The sequence below is a fragment of the Polaribacter sargassicola genome, assembly GCF_021991835.1.
Taxonomy (GTDB): Bacteria; Bacteroidota; Bacteroidia; order Flavobacteriales; family Flavobacteriaceae; genus Polaribacter; species Polaribacter sargassicola.
In genome coordinates this window covers 1-16,858 of sequence record NZ_JAHDAU010000008.1, presented here as the reverse complement: position 1 = coordinate 16,858, position 16,858 = coordinate 1, and the positions used below count along the sequence as shown (strand labels likewise).

Genomic DNA, 16,858 nt, shown 5'->3' with positions numbered 1-16,858 from the left:
AAAAGAATTAATCTTCTTTTTTCTCTTGTCTTGGTTTTCTGTCATCACGTCTATTATCTCTTCCGCGATTATCTCTACCTCTATTATTGTCTCTACCACGATTGTTATCTCTTGGTGGTCTTGCAACATAACCTTCTGGTTTTGGTAAAATTGCTTTTCTAGATACTTTTTCTTTTTTAGTTCTAGGATCTAAACCAAAATATTTTACATCTAAAACATCTCCCATTTTTACAACATCAGATACATTGTCTGTGCGTTCCCAAGCTAATTCACTTACATGTAATAAAACTTCGTTACCAGGAGCTTCTGTATATTCTACAACTGCACCAAAATCTAACATTTTAATTACTTTAACTTCGTAAATGCTACCAACTTGTGGTTTAAATAACATAGACTCAATTTTTGTAATTACAGCTTCAATTCCTGCAGGTTTAGTACCTAAAATTTCAATAATTCCTTCTTCCGTAACAGGGTCTTCTGTAATTACAATAGTAGTTTCTGTTTCTTTTTGTAATTCTTGAATATGTTTTCCTCCAGGACCAATAAAAGCACCAATTAATTCATTTGGTATTCTTCTGTTAATCATTTTAGGAGCATGCGCTTTTACATCTGCATTAGGAGTAGCAATAGTATCTGTTAATTTTTCTAAAATATGTAAACGACCTTCTCTTGCTTGTTTTAAGGCATTTACTAATATTTCATAAGAAAGACCTTTTACTTTAATATCCATTTGGCAAGCAGTAATTCCGTCTTCTGTACCTGTTACTTTAAAGTCCATATCTCCTAAGTGATCTTCATCACCTAAAATATCAGATAAAACAGCATAACGATCTCCATCAGAAATTAATCCCATAGCAATACCAGAAACAGGTTTCTTTAATTGTACACCAGCATCCATTAACGCCATTGTACCAGAGCAAACAGTTGCCATAGAAGAAGAACCATTAGACTCTAATACTTCTGATACAACTCTTACTGTATAAGGACAATCTGCAGGAATCATTCCTTTTAATGCTCTTTGTGCTAAGTTACCATGACCAACTTCTCTACGAGATGTACCTCTTAAAGGACGTGCTTCTCCTGTACAAAAAGGAGGGAAGTTGTAGTGTAAATAAAATGTTTCTTCTCCTTCATAAGAAGCCATATCAATTTGATTTGCTTCTCTAGAAGTACCTAAAGTAACTGTTGCTAATGCTTGAGTTTCTCCACGAGTAAAAATTGAAGAACCATGAGTAGATGGTAAGTAATCAACTTCACACCAAATTGGTCTTATATCTGTAGTTTTACGTCCGTCTAAACGTATACCTTCTGCTAAAATTAATTCTCTAACAGCATTTTTTTGAGATTTACTAAAATATTTTGAGATTAAATCACCAAAATCTTCTAATTCTTCTTCAGAAAAAGTAGCTATAATTTCTTCTTTTACTTCAGAAAATGCGTTTGTACGTTCTACTTTAGAAGTTCCTTTTTTAGCAATTTCATAACATTTATCGTAAGCTAAATCATTAATTTTTTTAGCTAACTCTTCATCTTCTCTTTCTGGTTCGTACTCACGAGTAGCTTTTTTACCAAAAGCTTCTGCTAATTTTATTTGAGCAGCACATTGTACTTTAATAGCTTCGTGTGCAAATTTAATTGCATCTGCCATTTCTTCTTCAGAAATTTCATCCATTTCACCCTCAACCATCATTACTGAGTCCATAGAAGCACCAATCATCATGTCTATGTCTGATTCTGCTAATTGAGCTCTGTTAGGGTTGATTATAAATTCTCCATTAACTCTTCCTACACGTGCTTCTGATATTGGAGTTTCGAAAGGAATGTCTGATAATTGTATAACTGTTGATGCAGCTAAACCAGCTAATGCATCTGGCATTACATCTTCGTCATGAGACATTAATTGTATCATAACTTGTGTTTCTGCGTGGTAATCTTTTGGGAATAATGGACGTAAAACACGGTCTACTAAACGCATTGTTAATACTTCTCCATCACTAGGTTTTGCTTCTCTTTTGAAAAAACCTCCTGGATAACGACCAGCAGCAGCAAATTTTTCTCTATAATCTACTGTAAGTGGTAAAAAATCAACGTCAGATTGTTTATAGTTAGATACTACTGTACATAACAACATTGCTTTACCCATTTGAACAACAACAGAACCGTGTGCTTGTTTTGCTAATTTACCAGTTTCTAATGAAATAGTTCTTCCATCACCAAGGTCTATTACTTCTCTAAATACTTTTGGAATCATAAAATTTTAATTCTAATTTTTTTAATTTGTTTGTTGTTGTGTTGTTGTTTGTTGTTAAAATGGAAATTCAAAAGAGTTGTTACTTCTTTCGATTTTTTTATTAAGATTCTGTTTGTTAATCAGAACTAAATACTTTTTAAAAAATAAAAAGAGGCACGTTTATAGAGCCTCTTTTTGTAAGAATTATTTTCTAATTCCTAATTCTTTAATAATTGCACGATATCTATTGATTTCTGTTTTCTTAAGATAATCTAATAAACTTCTACGTTTACCAACTAACCTTACTAATGAACGCTCTGTATTAAAATCTTTACGATTTCTTTTTAAGTGCTCTGTTAAGTGGTTAATTCTGTGCGTAAATAACGCAATTTGCCCTTCTGAAGAACCAGTATCGTTTTTGCTTTTACCGTGTTTTTCAAAGATGCTTTCTTTTACTTCTTTAGTTAAATACATTCCAATATTATTTAAATGATTATTATGTATATCAATGAGTTTTTCATTGAAGCTGCAAATATATAATTATTTTTTGTAATTAAAACTTTAGTAGACTTGTTCTTTTCTCCTTTTTTAAGGAAAATAAAAAAGCCAGCAATTGCTGGCTTTTATTGTTAGGCTCTAACAGGTATGTTTTGTATTAAATCTATATATAGATTTACTTGCTTTTTTAATTCTTTACGCTCATAAATTGCATCTAAAAATCCATGTTCTAAAACAAACTCAGATCTTTGAAAACCTTCTGGTAAATCTTTACCGGTTGTGTCTTTTACAACTCTTGGTCCTGCAAAAGCAATTAAAGCATTTGGTTCTGCAATATTAATATCACCTAACATTGCATAAGAAGCTGTTGTACCACCTGTTGTTGGATCTGTACATAAAGAAATATATGGTAGTTTAGATTCTGCTAATTGTGCTAGTTTTGCAGATGTTTTTACCATTTGCATTAATGATAATGATGCTTCCATCATTCTTGCTCCTCCAGATTTAGAAATCATTAAAAATGGCAGGTTGTTTTTTATAGCATAATCAATAGCTCTTGCAATTTTTTCTCCTACTACAGACCCCATAGATCCACCAATAAAAGCAAAATCCATTGCAGCAATTACAATATCTTTTCCTAAAGATTTACCAACGGCCGTTCTAATAGCGTCTTTAAGTTTTGTTTTTTCTTGAGCAGCTTTTAATCTTTCTGGATATTTTTTAGTGTCTTCAAATTTTAAAGGATCTTTAGCTGTAAGGTTAACATCTAGTTCTTCAAATTTATTGTTGTCAAAGAAAAGCTCAAAATAATGCTTACTTCCAATTCTTACATGATAACCATCTTCTGGGCTTACATATAAATTTCTTTTTAATTCTTCTGTATCTATTATTTTTCCACTAGGAGTTTTGTACCATAAACCTCTTGGAGTGTCTTTTTTGTCTTCTGTAGAAGTCTGTATTCCTTTATCCTTTCTTTTAAACCAATCCATTATAGTTATTTAGTTTTTAGGTTGTTTTTAGCTCTATTTTTAGAAATAGAAAATAAATTAGATTGACAAATGTAAAAGTTTTTTTTTAAAGTTTACTTTTAGAAACTTAAAGTGATAAAAAAAAGCACTTTGAGGTTATCAAAGTGCTTTAGTTTTTTATGTGAGAAAACTATAATGTATCTACATTATTTAAATCTGTAAAAGCTTGTTTTAAACGAACTTTAAAAGTTTCTTCTCCTTCTCTTAACCATTTTCTTGGGTCGTAGAATTTTTTGTTAGGTTGGTCTGCTCCGTCAGGATTACCAATTTGAGTAGCTAAATAATCTGCTTTACCTTGCATATAATCTCTAATACCTTCTGTAAATGCAAATTGTAAATCTGTATCAATATTCATTTTAACAACACCGTAACCAATTGCTTCTCTAATTTCTTCTAAAGTAGAACCAGATCCTCCGTGGAATACAAAATCTATATGATTTTCTTCTACTCCATATTTTTTAGTTATAAATTCTTGAGAATTCTTTAAAATTTTTGGAGTTAATTTTACGTTTCCTGGTTTATAAACACCATGTACATTACCAAAAGCTGCTGCAATTGTAAATTGAGGAGAAACTTTAGATAACTCTTCATAAGCGTAAGCAACTTCTTCTGGTTGCGTGTATAATTTAGAGTCATCTACATCAGAATTATCAACTCCATCTTCTTCACCTCCTGTAATTCCTAACTCAATTTCTAAAGTCATACCCATTTTACTCATACGAGCTAAATAAGTTTTACAGATTTCTATATTTTCTTCTAATGGTTCTTCAGATAAATCTATCATATGAGAACTATAAAGAGGTTTACCTGTTTCTTCGAAATGTTTTTCTGAAGCATCTAATAAACCGTCTATCCAAGGTAATAATTTTTTAGCACAGTGATCTGTATGTAAAATTACAGGAACACCATAAGCTACAGCTAATTCATGAATATGTTTTGCACCAGCAATACCACCAGCAATGGCAGATTTTTGTCCTTCATTAGATAACCCTTTACCAGCGTTAAATTGAGCTCCACCATTTGAAAATTGAATGATTACAGGTGAGTTTAAGTCTCTAGCAGTTTCTAAAACACTGTTAATTGTGTTAGATCCAACAACGTTTACTGCTGGCAATGCAAATCCTTTTTCTTTTGCAAGATTAAAAATGTTTTGAACTTCTTGTCCAGTTGCTACACCTGGTTTGATATTGTGACTCATATTTAATTTTTTTATTCATTAATTTACTCATCAAAAATACTAAAAATACTGCTTAATATTGATATAAAAAGCGAAAACGTTGTAAGTTTGATGTAAAATTTAGAAAGGATAATTAATACCTATATTATAAACAGCATCGTTAAAGTTGTAGTTTTTAAGCCATTTATTACCAGTTAAATAAGGTTCGTAGGTTTTAAAGCCAATATCTAGTCTTAAAATTAAAAAACTAAAATCTAATCTTGCTCCAAATCCAGAGCCAACAGCTATATCTTGTAAAGATGAAAAACCATTAAAGCTGGCATCATCATCAACAAATTCTGAGCCTGTTATATCCCAAATATTACCAGCATCAATAAATAGCGCGCCTTTTAGTTTGCTAACTACATCAAAACGATATTCTGCACTTGTAAGAAGTTTAAGACTACCAACGTTAAATTCTAATCCTGTATTTCTGCTTCCAGGTCCTAGTTCGTAGGTTTGCCATGCTCTAATGTCGTTAGAACCTCCGGCAAAATAACTTTTGGTAAATGGAATGTCAGAATTATCATAAGGTAGAATAGCGCCAAAGAATGTTCTAATACCAAAAACATCATTAGACCCTATATTCCAAAACTTTTTATATTCTATATCGGTTTTAAAATATTGTGCAAGTGGTATTTTTGCAAAAGTTTTTTTATCATCAGCATTTGTTTCTTTTGAAATTAAGCCTAAAACATTACCAGAGTTTGCAAGTCTTATTTTAAAGAATGAAAAATTATTATCATTAAAATTGATTTGATTATTGTATGTAAAGGAATATGCTAAGGTTGGTATAAGAAAATCTGATGTTATTATTTTATATCTATTTAATATGTCTAATGCAGTATTATAATCGTCTGTATTGGTAGTTTTAAAACTAGTATCATTAGATACAGTATTCATAAAACTTAATGCTTCTGTAACTTGCGTGTCTAAATCTTCGGATAAGGGATAGTTTGTGCTAGAGCTATTTACTTGGTCATAGGTTTCTGCAACTTCGTTAAGACTTGTAAATTCAGAGCTATAAATATCAAAATATCTATCAATGTTTAAGTTTTGAATATATTGGGTGTTAAAAATTTCTAGCTGTATTGTTTTTTTTGAATTATACTGCCATTTATAATCAGATTGAAAGGTGAAAGTTTGTCTGTCTAAACCAATATTTTTTTGAAAACTAGAACCAATAGAAAATAACGTTCTAGGAGACATTTCTTTTGGTACTAAATTACTAAGACCAAAAGGAGCTATAAGTCTAGGAAATTCTAAAGATGCATCTGCACCAATTTCCCAACCAGGACCACTTGTAGAATTAAAATAAGATCCTAAAAAAGATAATTTTAAGAGTTCTGCCCCTCTAAAAGCATTTCTATTTGTAATAGAAAATTTTGCAGAACTACCTATGTTTCTAATGTTAGAGTGTGTTATTTCAGTTTCAAAACCTAAGGTAAATTTTTCTAAAGGAGCTAAAAAAATATCCATTACTAACTCATCACTTTTATTTGGTACTTGAGAAAAACTTAAATTGGTAGATTTAAAGTTTTTAAGAGCTTTTAAATGATTTCTTGTTAAATTTCTTAAAGTATCTTGATAGATATTTCCTGGTTTTAGAAAAATAGATTCAGCTAAATATTTAGGATTGTATTTAATTTTTCTACGTGCTAAAAAATTTATGCCTTGGTAATTAATAGTATCTAATGGTGTTTTATCTTTTTGTGTAAAAGAGTAGTCTGTAGTAACATTTACTTTTGTTATTTTTTGTACTTGGTATGGTTTGTTTATGTATTGCCCTTGTACTTCTTCTAATCTGCTACCAGAAATTAATAAGTCTACATTTGTTTTGTAATCTGTTCTTGTAGAATCTACGTAAAAACCCAAAGCAGCTTCATTAAAATTAGAAATACCATTATTTCTAAAAAGTTTTACAATTCTATCGGCTTCGTTTCTAAACGTTTTATCATTGTATTGATTGCCTTTTTTTAATAGTGATTTTGTTTTAGAAGATGTGTAAATAGAATCTAAAACCGGAGATTCTATTTTAAAAGTAATTGTGTCTAAAAGGGTTGGTTTCCCTTTTTTAATATGATATTCTACAGTAGCTTTTTTATTTAAAGAATCTGTATTTATTTTGTAATCTACGGTAGATTTAAAATATCCTTCATTTTTATAAAAAGAAGATAGGTTGTTTGCAGTGTTTTTAATTTTAGTAGTGTTAATAATAACTGGTTTATCATAATCTAAAAACCATTCGTTTAAACCGATAAAATATTTAGCATAAGCAATGCTTTGTTTTTCAGAGAAGATAGTTTTAATAAAATTATAAGACCTAATATTTTTCTTTCCCCATTCAGAAGGTGTTTTTGGGTTGTTATGATTTCCTATATTATGAAAATACAGTCCAAAAGGCATGTTTAAAAAACGAGGATTTGGTTTTTGTAGCACATATTTTTGTAGCTCACTATTTTTATTTTTAACACTATCTACAAAAATATAGTTATGAGTAAGCATATGTTCTCCATCAATAACATGTTTTGTAGAGTTACATGAAATTAAAATGAGTAAGAATAAAAATGATAAAAAGAGTTTTTTCATTAATTTAGCAATGCTATCAAAGTCAAAAATAGTATTTTTCGACGGTTTATTTTTATTTACAATCAATTAATGAATATATCAAAAAATCAATTAAAATTAATAACAAGTTTATCTCAAAAAAAGTATAGACAAAAGCATAAATTATTTATTGCAGAAGGAGTAAAGGTTGTGGAAGAACTTTTAAACTCTTCTTTTGAGGTTGAAACACTTTTTTGTACAGAAGATTTTGTTTCTGATTTTTCTAAGGATAAAATTAGCACAATTTCTGAAATTGATTTAAAAAAAATAAGTAGTTTAAAAACACCAAATAAAGTTTTAGGTCTTTTTAAAATTCCTGATGAAGAGTTGCTTAAAGATAAAGGATTAGTAGTTGCTTTAGATGCAATAAATGATCCTGGTAATTTGGGAACAATTATACGTTTGTGCGATTGGTTTGGTGTAGATGAGTTAATTTGTTCTAAAGATACTGTAGATTGTTATAATCAAAAAGTTGTGCAAGCTAGCATGGGATCTTTAAAAAGAATTTCTATTAAGTATTTAGATTTAGCAGATTACTTAACAAAAACAAATTTACCAACATTTATTGCAGATATGGATGGTGAAAATGTTTATAAATCTACTTTACCTAAAGAAGGTATTTTAATTATGGGAAATGAAGCAAATGGAGTTTCCGATAACTTAAAAAAACTGATTTCTAATAAAATTTCTATTCCAAGATTTGGAATAACTCAAGAAACAGAAAGTTTAAACGTAGCAACAGCAACTGCTATTTTACTTAGCGAATTTAAAAGAAGTTGTTAGTTTACTCAAAAGCAAATGTTAGAAAAACTCCTCTGGTTCCAAGATAGTTTATTTGAGAAGTATAAGGGCTGTTAACATCATTATCATACTTTAGTTCGCTAGGTATAGCAAACACACCACGAATAGATGGTGAAAATTTAAAGTAGTATAAATAAATATCAATACCTAAGCCAACTTCATACATATAATTATGTGTTTTAGTTCTAAATTGTCCTTGAGTATTATCATCTCCATCTTCATTACTAGAAAAATTATAATTGTATGAAACTCCTCCTATAACATAAGGACGAATATTTTTTAATCTATCTGTACTAAATTTAAGTAGAAGAGGTACGTGTAAAAATGTAGAGTTAACTTCTCTAGTATTTCCGTTTGTAAATATATTAGAATCTAAGCTGTTATTAAAAGTAATTTGTTTAGTGTTAGTCATTAAACCTGGTTCTAAACGTAGATTTAAATTTTTATGTAAACGCAAATCAGTAATTAATCCAACATTAAATCCGGCAGAAGGTTCAATATCTATAGTTGTTCCTTGTGTTTCAGAATCGGTTTTTAAACTATATTTAAAATCATTTTGATTTAAACCAAGGTAAAAACCATAATGTATTTTTCTTTTATCAAAAGTGGGTAAATAGTCTACTCTGTTACTTTGTGAAAAAAAAGTTACAGAAGTGAAAATAAAAAAACCGAATATTATTAATTTTTTACTCATTTTATTTACGTGCTGTATATATTGTAGCAACTCCAAAAGTTACAGGTTTGTCTTCTGTAGTAGTAAACCCGTTTTTTTGTAAAATATTGTTGAAAGCTTTACCGAAAGGAAAAGAATTTGCAGATTCAGATAAATAAGAATAAGCAACTTTATCTTTAGAGAATAACTTGCCAACAAAAGGTAAAAATAAATTAGTATATAATTTGTAGCCTTGTTTAAAAGGAAATTTTGTTGGGTTAGAAGTTTCTAAAATAACTAAAACCCCTGTCGGTTTTAAAACTCTAGCAATTTCTCTAATACCTTTTTCTAAATTAGCAAAATTACGTACACCAAAAGAAACAGTTATTGCATCAAAAGTATTGTCTGCAAAAGGCATTTCTTCAGAGTCTCCAACAATCATTTCTATTTTATCAGAAAGATTTGCTTTCGCAATTTTTTGTTTTCCTACCTCTAACATTCCTTCAGAAATGTCTAATCCAACAATTTTATCTGGTTTTAGAGCAGACATCATTAAAGCTAAATCACCAGTACCTGTTGCAATGTCTAAAATTTGTTTAGGATTATTTTGCCCAACAATTTGTACAACTTTTTTACGCCATTTTACATCAATTCCTAAAGAAATAACTCTATTTAAGCCGTCGTAGTTTTTAGATATATTATCAAACATTTGTGCAACTTGTTCTTTTTTACCAAGTTCTGAATCTTTATAAGGTTTGATGATTTTTGACATTTTTATCCGTTTATTGCAATTACTTGATTAATTTGATTAGGTAGCATTTCTTGTAATAAGCTTTCTATTCCGTTTTTTAATGTTGCTGTAGAAGAAGGGCATCCGCTGCAAGCTCCTTGTAAAACAACATTTACTATTTTATTTTTTTCATCATAAGAACGAAAAGCAATATTACCACCATCACCAGCAACTGCAGGTTTAATATATTCGTCTAAAATGTCAGAAATTTGTGCAGAAATACCTTCTAATTGTACTTCTGGTTCTTTAATTGTTTCTGTTGATGTAGCTTTTTCTTGGTTAGGTAATTCTTTAATAATCGTTTTACCTTCTACAAGATATTCGCGAATAAAATTTCTAACTTCAGCAAAAACTTCATTCCATTCTACCATGTCATACTTTGTAACAGAAATATAATTATCAGAAATAAAAACTTCTTTTACAAAAGGAAAATTAAAAATTGCTTGCGCTAAAGGAGATGATTTGCTGGCTTCATCAATATTCTTAAACTCAACATCTGTTTGTGTTAATGCTTTATTTGTGCCAAATTTCATTACAGATGGGTTTGGTGTAACCTCTGCATAAACTTCTATAGCTTCTTTCTTAGAAGTGTTAGTGTTTTCATTAACAACAAGTCCTTCACTATTTAAGTAAGCTTCTATTTGCTCTGCAACTTCTTCTTGCACGTCTGGCCACTCTATAATGTCAAAACGTTGTATGGCAATAAAGTTAGCTGTAATAAATATTTTTTTTACAAAAGGTAAATAAAATAATTGTTGTGCTAGAGGAGAGTTTTTTGCTTCGTCTATATTGTTGTATTCATAACTTCCACCATTTATTAAAATTTTATTTGTGTTAAATTTTATAATGGTATTGTTTGTAGTTTCTTGTATGGTAATTTTTACGTCTTGCATGTGCTAAAAATTGATTTGCAAAATTAATGCAAAAAAAGGAAAACAGAATTGTTTTAGTGTGATAAATAAAAAATCCACTAGAAAAGAAATAATAGTTTTCTTCTAGTGGAATTATGTGTTTCTCTTTTATGTGTTATAGATTTATAGAAATTGTGGTTGTAAATGTTCTGTTGTCTATTTCTAGTTCGGCAGAATTTACATTAAATCCAGAATAAAAGTTATAAGCAGCTGTTCTGTTAGAGTTGTTAAAAGCAAAATCTAATTTTATGTGGCCAAAATTGTAACCACCTCCTATAGAATAACCTTCTAAATTGTCTGAATCTAACGCTAGTTTGTCTGGATTTTGTTCAAATTTGTAACCACCTCTTACGCTAAAGTTGTTTAAACGCCACTCAGTACCAACATTAAAAGAATGAGTACTTCTTAATTCGTTTTGAAAAAACTGATTTTCAGTATTAAAATTAGAATTACTTAATTTGGTGTTTTCATATGCTTTATTAATGTAGTCTATACTAATTAAACCACTTTTTCCAAAAATATAAGCAGTACTTGCAGTAATTTTACTAGGTGTTTTTAATTTGTATAAAAATTCTTGATACGGATAATAGTAGTTACCGTTATTATCTACATTATTAGAGTATGTAATATTATCTTCACTAACAGATATTTCTGTGTCTCCAAAATAACCATCATTATTAAGTATGTTAGTAGATTCTATAATTTCTGAATACCAAGTTGGTGTTTGATAAGATAAACCAAATCTAAAATTTTGATTTGCTTTATAAATAAAACCAAGATTTGCAGAAAAACCAGTTCCTGTTGTTATGTTTTCTTGATAAAGATAAGCATCCAATTCATTTCCATTTCCATCGCTATTAAATTCTACAAGTTCATTTTTTTGGCTAAAATTTAAATCGTAAAAATTTAAAGACGCACCAACATATAATTTATTTTGATGTACCGAAGAGAATGCAATGTTAAATTCTGTTGTTTCACCTGTATAATTATTGGTAAAAAATTGTTGGTCTGCCGTGTCATATATAATAGGTGTTGTATTACTATCTAAAGGGAAGTCTATAAAAGTTGCAACACCACTATTACCTTGTACTAAAAAGCTGTCTGTAAAATCTTTTGTAATTCTATAGTTAAAACCAATTGCAAATTTGCTCCATTGAGATTTGTAAGCAGAATCAAAAACCAATACAGCACCTGCACTAGATATATTTATAAAATTATCATTAGTTTTAATTGAGTTGCCGTAATAATTACTAGTAATGTCAGAGTTTCTAGAGTTTACACTACCAGAGAAAATGCTGTTTTTAAATACAGCAATACCCGCAGGGTTTACATTAATGGCAGAAATATCTCCTCCTAATGCGCCAAATGCACCACTCATAGCTTTAAAACGAGCAGTTCCGTTTTCATCGTCTTTAGAAAAAAGAATTCCTAAATCTTGGTATCCTAATGATTGAGAATAAGATGTTAGTGTAATTAAAGTAAAAATTACGAATGTTAAAATTTTTTTCATAAAATTCTTATTGAAATCTTTTAATATTTTTAAATAACAAATTACATGCCTCTTCTAGAAGAAGTAGATCTTCTAGATGATGTTCCGCTACTTCTAGATATTGTTCCAGAGCTTCTGGTAGAAGATGAACTTCTGCTAGAAGATGTGTTATAAGTTCTTCTACTATAATTGTTGTTAGAAGAAGATGATCTAGTTGATCTAGTAGGTGTTGTAGTTTTTCTAGTAGTTGTAGATCTCGTATTTCTATTTGTAGATTTTGATGTGTTAGAAGTAGTGGTGGTTCTTCTTCTGGTTGTTGTGTTAGAAGAATTTTTTGTAACACTATTTCTTTTGCTTGTTATAAGGTTTCTGTACTTAGAATTTGTTGTGTAATTTCTTCTAAAGTTATTGGTAGTAGTAGGTCTTCTAGTGTAGTTTGTGTTTCTAAAATAGCGATTATTACTAAATCTGTTGTACGCATAACCATAGTTGTAATAATTAATAAAAGGATTGTAAAAACCAATATTCCAACCATAGTAATTGTGGTAAGGGTGCCAATAAGAATTGTAGCCGTAACCCCAACCATTATATCCCCAATTATTATATCCCCAACGATTGTGCCAGTTGTTAAATCCTCTGTAATTCCAAGAATTATAATATCCAAAACCAAAGTAATTATCCCAATATGGATCATTGTTCATGTTTAAATGTACAACTACGTTATTAGTTTCTCCCCAAGGTTCATTTTGGTCGTATATTTCTTCATCAATATTTTGATCGTCAGAATTGTAGTTTTCTACATCGGTAAAAATGTCATCATCATTTAAACCTTCTATATTACTTAATTTATTAGTGTAATAATTGTCCTCATAATCTTGATATTCTTCTTCATTAACAACAGTAACTTTTGTTTCATCACCATAAATTCCATCGTCATTATATGCACTTTGGTAAGTACCACAAGACACTAATATTAAGTTAGCTGCAAGGAGTAATAATAGTTGATTTAAGTTGATATTTATATAACGTAGTTTCATAATGAATAAATTTTGATGGTTGTATTCTATTTAAAATACTAAATTCTTGCTAAAAACTCTCTAAATTATAGTAATTTTGCGATGTTTTTATAAGACGAGTATTAATTTTTAACAAATATTTCACTTTAAAGGTAACAATTTTTGTGCCAAACTAATGACTATGAGTAAACATTTAACAAAACGAGAGGACGATTATTCTAAATGGTATAATGAATTGGTAGTGAAAGCTGATTTAGCCGAAAATTCTGCAGTTAGAGGTTGTATGGTTATAAAGCCATATGGTTTTGCTATTTGGGAAAAAATGCAAGCAGAATTAGATAGAATGTTTAAAGAAACTGGGCACGAGAATGCTTATTTTCCGCTATTTGTCCCTAAGAGTTTGTTTGAAGCTGAAGAAAAAAATGCAGAAGGTTTTGCTAAAGAATGTGCTGTAGTAACACATTATAGATTACAAAATGATCCTGATAAGCCAGGTAAATTACGTGTAGATCCTGAAGCTAAGTTAGAAGAAGAGTTGGTTGTTAGGCCAACTTCAGAAGCAATTATATGGAATACTTATAAAGGCTGGATAGAATCTTACAGAGATTTACCTTTATTAATAAACCAATGGGCAAATGTGGTTCGTTGGGAAATGCGTACGCGTTTATTTTTAAGAACAGCAGAGTTCTTATGGCAAGAAGGGCACACGGCACATGCAACAAAAGCAGAAGCTATAGCAGAATCAAAACAGATGCAAGATGTTTATGCTGAGTTTGCAGAAAATTTTATGGCTATGCCAGTTGTTAAAGGTGTTAAATCAGATAGTGAGCGTTTTGCAGGTGCAGATGAAACCTATACAATAGAAGCTTTAATGCAAGATGGTAAGGCATTACAAGCTGGTACAAGTCACTTTTTAGGGCAGAATTTTGCAAAGGCGTTTGATGTTAAATATACTTCTAAAGAAGGTAAGCAAGAATATGTGTGGGCCACTTCTTGGGGTGTTTCTACGCGTTTAATAGGTGGGTTGATAATGACGCATTCTGATGATTTAGGTCTAGTGCTCCCTCCTAAACTGGCGCCAATACAAGTTGCTATAGTTCCTATTTATAAAGGAGAAGAACAATTAGATGCAATTTCAGAGAAAGTTGATGTAATTGTAAAAGATCTACGCAAAAAAGGTATATCTGTTAAGTTTGATACAAGAGATACTTATAGACCAGGAGCAAAATTTGCAGAGTATGAATTAAAAGGAGTTCCGGTTAGAGTAGCAATAGGGAAAAGAGATTTAGAAAATGGAACATTAGAAATTGCAAGGAGAGATACTTTAGAGAAACAAACAGTACCTCAAAAAGAAGCAGTTTCTTTTATTGAAAACCTGTTAGAAGAAATACAAAAGAACTTGTTTGTAAAGGCAGTTAGTTATAGAAACAATCATACAACAATTGTAAATACGTTCGAAGAGTTTAAAAATACAATAGAGAATAAAGGTGGTTTTGTTTCTGCTCACTGGGATGGAACTGAAGAAACAGAAGATAAAATAAAAGAAATTACTAAGGCAACCATTAGGTGTATACCTAACGATGCAGTAGAAGAGGAAGGTGTATGTATTTTAACTGGTAAACCGTCTTACAGAAGAGTTCTTTTTGCAAAAGCATATTAATTTAGAAAAAAAACATTTTTTTTCTAAAAAAAATTGTGAGAATTAAAAAACATTGTATATTTGCACCCGCAATTAGGATATTCTTAATTGATTTGGTCCGTTCGTCTAGGGGTTAGGACGCATGGTTTTCATCCATGTAACACGGGTTCGATTCCCGTACGGACTACAATGTTTTATTGAAAAAACAAATTAAAGTATTATGGCAAATCATAAGTCAGCGTTAAAAAGAATTAGAAGCAACGAAGCTAAAAGGTTGCGTAATAAGTATCAGCATAAAACTACACGTAATGCTGTTAGGGATTTACGTATTGTTGAAGATAAAGCTGAAGCAGAAACTAAATTAGTAAAAGTTATTTCTATGTTAGATAAGTTAGCTAAGAACAACATTATTCATAAAAATAAAGCATCTAATTTAAAATCTAAATTAACAAAGCACGTTGCTGCATTGTAAGATTTTAGTTCTAAAGAAATTTAAAACTCTGAATATTTTATATTCGGAGTTTTTTTTGTTATTAATTTAAATGCTGTTATTGTATCTTGATTTTGATTTGTAAAAAAACAATCTTTAGAGTTTAGTGTAAAATAGTATGTAGATTTTAATACGTAGGTTAATATTTTTTTAATTAAAATTAAAAATTAGTTATTGTTATAATTTGTTGATTTTAAATGTTTTAATGTGGTTGTTGTTTGGCGATATCTAATTTTTTATAAAAAAGTTGATTTATTTTTAATAATTTCTTGTACAAATTAAAAAACATTGTATATTTGCACCCGCAATTGAGATATTCTTAATTGATTTGGTCCGTTCGTCTAGGGGTTAGGACGCATGGTTTTCATCCATGTAACACGGGTTCGATTCCCGTACGGACTACAAGTTTAAAAAAAGAAGTAATAAATTAACAATTATGGCAAATCATAAGTCAGCTTTAAAAAGAATCAGAAGTAACGAAGCTAAAAGGTTACGTAATAAATATCAGCATAAAACTACTCGTAATGCTGTTAGAGATTTACGTGTTGTAGAGGATAAAGTTGAGGCTGAAGGAAAATTAGTTAAGGTTATTTCTATGTTAGATAAGTTGGCTAAGAACAATATTATTCACAAGAATAAAGCTTCTAACTTAAAATCAAAGTTAACTAAGCATGTAGCTGCTTTGTAAAATCTTCTTTTTTAAATAAAATTTAAAAGCTCTGAATTCATATTCAGAGCTTTTTTTTGTGCTGAATATTTTAGATTGTTTAGTTGCTGTAAAAGAGGTGTGTTACAATCTTTATTTCTGTACTTTTTTTTAATTTCATATAAGTAGTATTTGATTGATGATTAAATGGAGGTAGATATCTTTTTTTTGTCTACGTAATTTTAATACCCTAATAATAATAATAGATCCCTTTTTACAAAAATAGATTGATAATTATGCTATTAATAGTATTTGTTATTAGTTTTTGGGTATGTTTTTTCTATGATAGAAATTTAATTTCAGTGTTGTTTGTTGTGTGAAGTTTCTGAAAAAATATTTTTGTTAAGAGGTTTTTTTTGGATACTAGATTAGTTATTGATTCTGGTTTAAATATTTGAATTATTTTTCAGTCAGTTTTGATTTGTTTGTTATTCAATTTATAATAAGATGAAAATTAATTATAGATTATGAATGTTTTTAAGTTTTTTGATAAAATCTTTAAAAGTAGGTGTGTTTTTATTAGTTTTTTAGAATACTAATTATATCAAAAGAATGTAAGAGTTCCATATATCTGTTTGATGTTAATGGTATTTATTTATAAATTCTGTGATTTATGTATTAATTATGTTTGAAAACTAATTTCTATAAAAAAACTTCTATCTATAAGGATTTCAATTCCAACACCTTATACATTTATATTTCATTTTGGGATAAAAAAGTTAAAAAAGGTGTTGTGATTATTAAAAAGAGGTGTATATTTGCACCCGCTAACGGAAATACGAGTA

The 16,858-nt window shown here is 29.4% G+C and carries 14 protein-coding genes and 2 tRNA genes; 6 read left to right on the top strand and 10 right to left on the bottom strand.

The genetic code is table 11. The annotated features are described in order from the left end of the window. Positions 1 to 7: 7 nt before the first annotated feature. From KI686_RS12795 to tamL, 5 genes are all read right to left on the bottom strand, one after another. Complete coding sequence (locus KI686_RS12795) at positions 8 to 2,251, bottom strand: polyribonucleotide nucleotidyltransferase (RefSeq protein ID WP_237589719.1); 2,244 nt, start codon at positions 2,249 to 2,251, stop codon at positions 8 to 10. A 183-nt stretch (positions 2,252 to 2,434) separates the two neighbouring features. After that, a complete protein-coding gene (rpsO, locus tag KI686_RS12790) occupies positions 2,435 to 2,704 on the bottom strand; it encodes a 30S ribosomal protein S15 (RefSeq protein WP_237589718.1) in 270 nt (89 codons plus the stop codon). A 155-nt stretch (positions 2,705 to 2,859) separates the two neighbouring features. Next, positions 2,860 to 3,717 carry an acetyl-CoA carboxylase, carboxyltransferase subunit beta gene (gene accD, locus KI686_RS12785; protein ID WP_237589717.1) on the bottom strand — a complete coding sequence of 286 codons (858 nt, stop codon included), beginning with the start codon at positions 3,715 to 3,717 and terminating at the stop codon, positions 2,860 to 2,862. Positions 3,718 to 3,886: 169 nt separating this feature from the next. After that, positions 3,887 to 4,954, bottom strand: a complete 1,068-nt coding sequence (gene fbaA / locus KI686_RS12780; RefSeq protein WP_237589716.1) for a class II fructose-bisphosphate aldolase — start codon at positions 4,952 to 4,954, stop codon at positions 3,887 to 3,889. A gap of 99 nt (positions 4,955 to 5,053) precedes the next feature. Continuing rightward, complete coding sequence (gene tamL, locus KI686_RS12775) at positions 5,054 to 7,561, bottom strand: translocation and assembly module lipoprotein TamL (protein ID WP_237589715.1); 2,508 nt, start codon at positions 7,559 to 7,561, stop codon at positions 5,054 to 5,056. Between the two features lie 69 nt (positions 7,562 to 7,630). Here tamL and KI686_RS12770 point away from each other — a divergent pair, with 69 nt between their 5' ends. Beyond that, on the top strand, positions 7,631 to 8,362 hold the full coding sequence (locus KI686_RS12770; RefSeq protein ID WP_237589714.1) for a TrmH family RNA methyltransferase: 732 nt from the start codon (positions 7,631 to 7,633) through the stop codon (positions 8,360 to 8,362). A 1-nt stretch (position 8,363) separates the two neighbouring features. On the opposite strand, the gene porT is transcribed toward KI686_RS12770, so the two are convergent. From porT to KI686_RS12745, 5 genes are all read right to left on the bottom strand, one after another. Beyond that, positions 8,364 to 9,074, bottom strand: coding sequence for a type IX secretion/gliding motility protein PorT/SprT (gene porT / locus KI686_RS12765; RefSeq protein ID WP_237589713.1), 711 nt, complete (start codon positions 9,072 to 9,074; stop codon positions 8,364 to 8,366). 1 nt (position 9,075) lies between these two features. Further along, positions 9,076 to 9,804 carry a bifunctional demethylmenaquinone methyltransferase/2-methoxy-6-polyprenyl-1,4-benzoquinol methylase UbiE gene (gene ubiE, locus KI686_RS12760; RefSeq protein WP_237589712.1) on the bottom strand — a complete coding sequence of 243 codons (729 nt, stop codon included), beginning with the start codon at positions 9,802 to 9,804 and terminating at the stop codon, positions 9,076 to 9,078. A 2-nt stretch (positions 9,805 to 9,806) separates the two neighbouring features. Further along, a complete protein-coding gene (locus KI686_RS12755; RefSeq protein ID WP_237589711.1) occupies positions 9,807 to 10,715 on the bottom strand; it encodes a NifU family protein in 909 nt (302 codons plus the stop codon). A gap of 133 nt (positions 10,716 to 10,848) precedes the next feature. Further along, complete coding sequence (locus KI686_RS12750; protein WP_237589710.1) at positions 10,849 to 12,243, bottom strand: OmpP1/FadL family transporter; 1,395 nt, start codon at positions 12,241 to 12,243, stop codon at positions 10,849 to 10,851. Positions 12,244 to 12,284: 41 nt separating this feature from the next. Then, positions 12,285 to 13,259 (bottom strand): hypothetical protein, encoded by a 975-nt coding sequence (locus KI686_RS12745; RefSeq protein WP_237589709.1) that lies wholly within the window; start codon positions 13,257 to 13,259, stop codon positions 12,285 to 12,287. Between the two features lie 160 nt (positions 13,260 to 13,419). Between KI686_RS12745 and proS the strand changes: the two genes are divergently transcribed. The 5 genes from proS (at position 13,420) to rpsT (KI686_RS12720) (ending at position 16,055) form a co-directional block, all read left to right on the top strand. After that, entirely contained in the window at positions 13,420 to 14,898 is a 1,479-nt protein-coding gene (gene proS, locus KI686_RS12740; RefSeq protein WP_237589708.1) for a proline--tRNA ligase, read from the top strand. A gap of 94 nt (positions 14,899 to 14,992) precedes the next feature. Next, positions 14,993 to 15,064, top strand: a tRNA-Glu gene (locus KI686_RS12735). Between the two features lie 33 nt (positions 15,065 to 15,097). Next, positions 15,098 to 15,349, top strand: coding sequence for a 30S ribosomal protein S20 (gene rpsT, locus KI686_RS12730; protein ID WP_237589707.1), 252 nt, complete (start codon positions 15,098 to 15,100; stop codon positions 15,347 to 15,349). A 348-nt stretch (positions 15,350 to 15,697) separates the two neighbouring features. After that, positions 15,698 to 15,769 (top strand) — tRNA-Glu (locus tag KI686_RS12725). Between the two features lie 34 nt (positions 15,770 to 15,803). Further along, complete coding sequence (gene rpsT / locus KI686_RS12720) at positions 15,804 to 16,055, top strand: 30S ribosomal protein S20 (RefSeq protein ID WP_237589706.1); 252 nt, start codon at positions 15,804 to 15,806, stop codon at positions 16,053 to 16,055. The last annotated feature ends 803 nt before the right edge of the window (positions 16,056 to 16,858 follow it).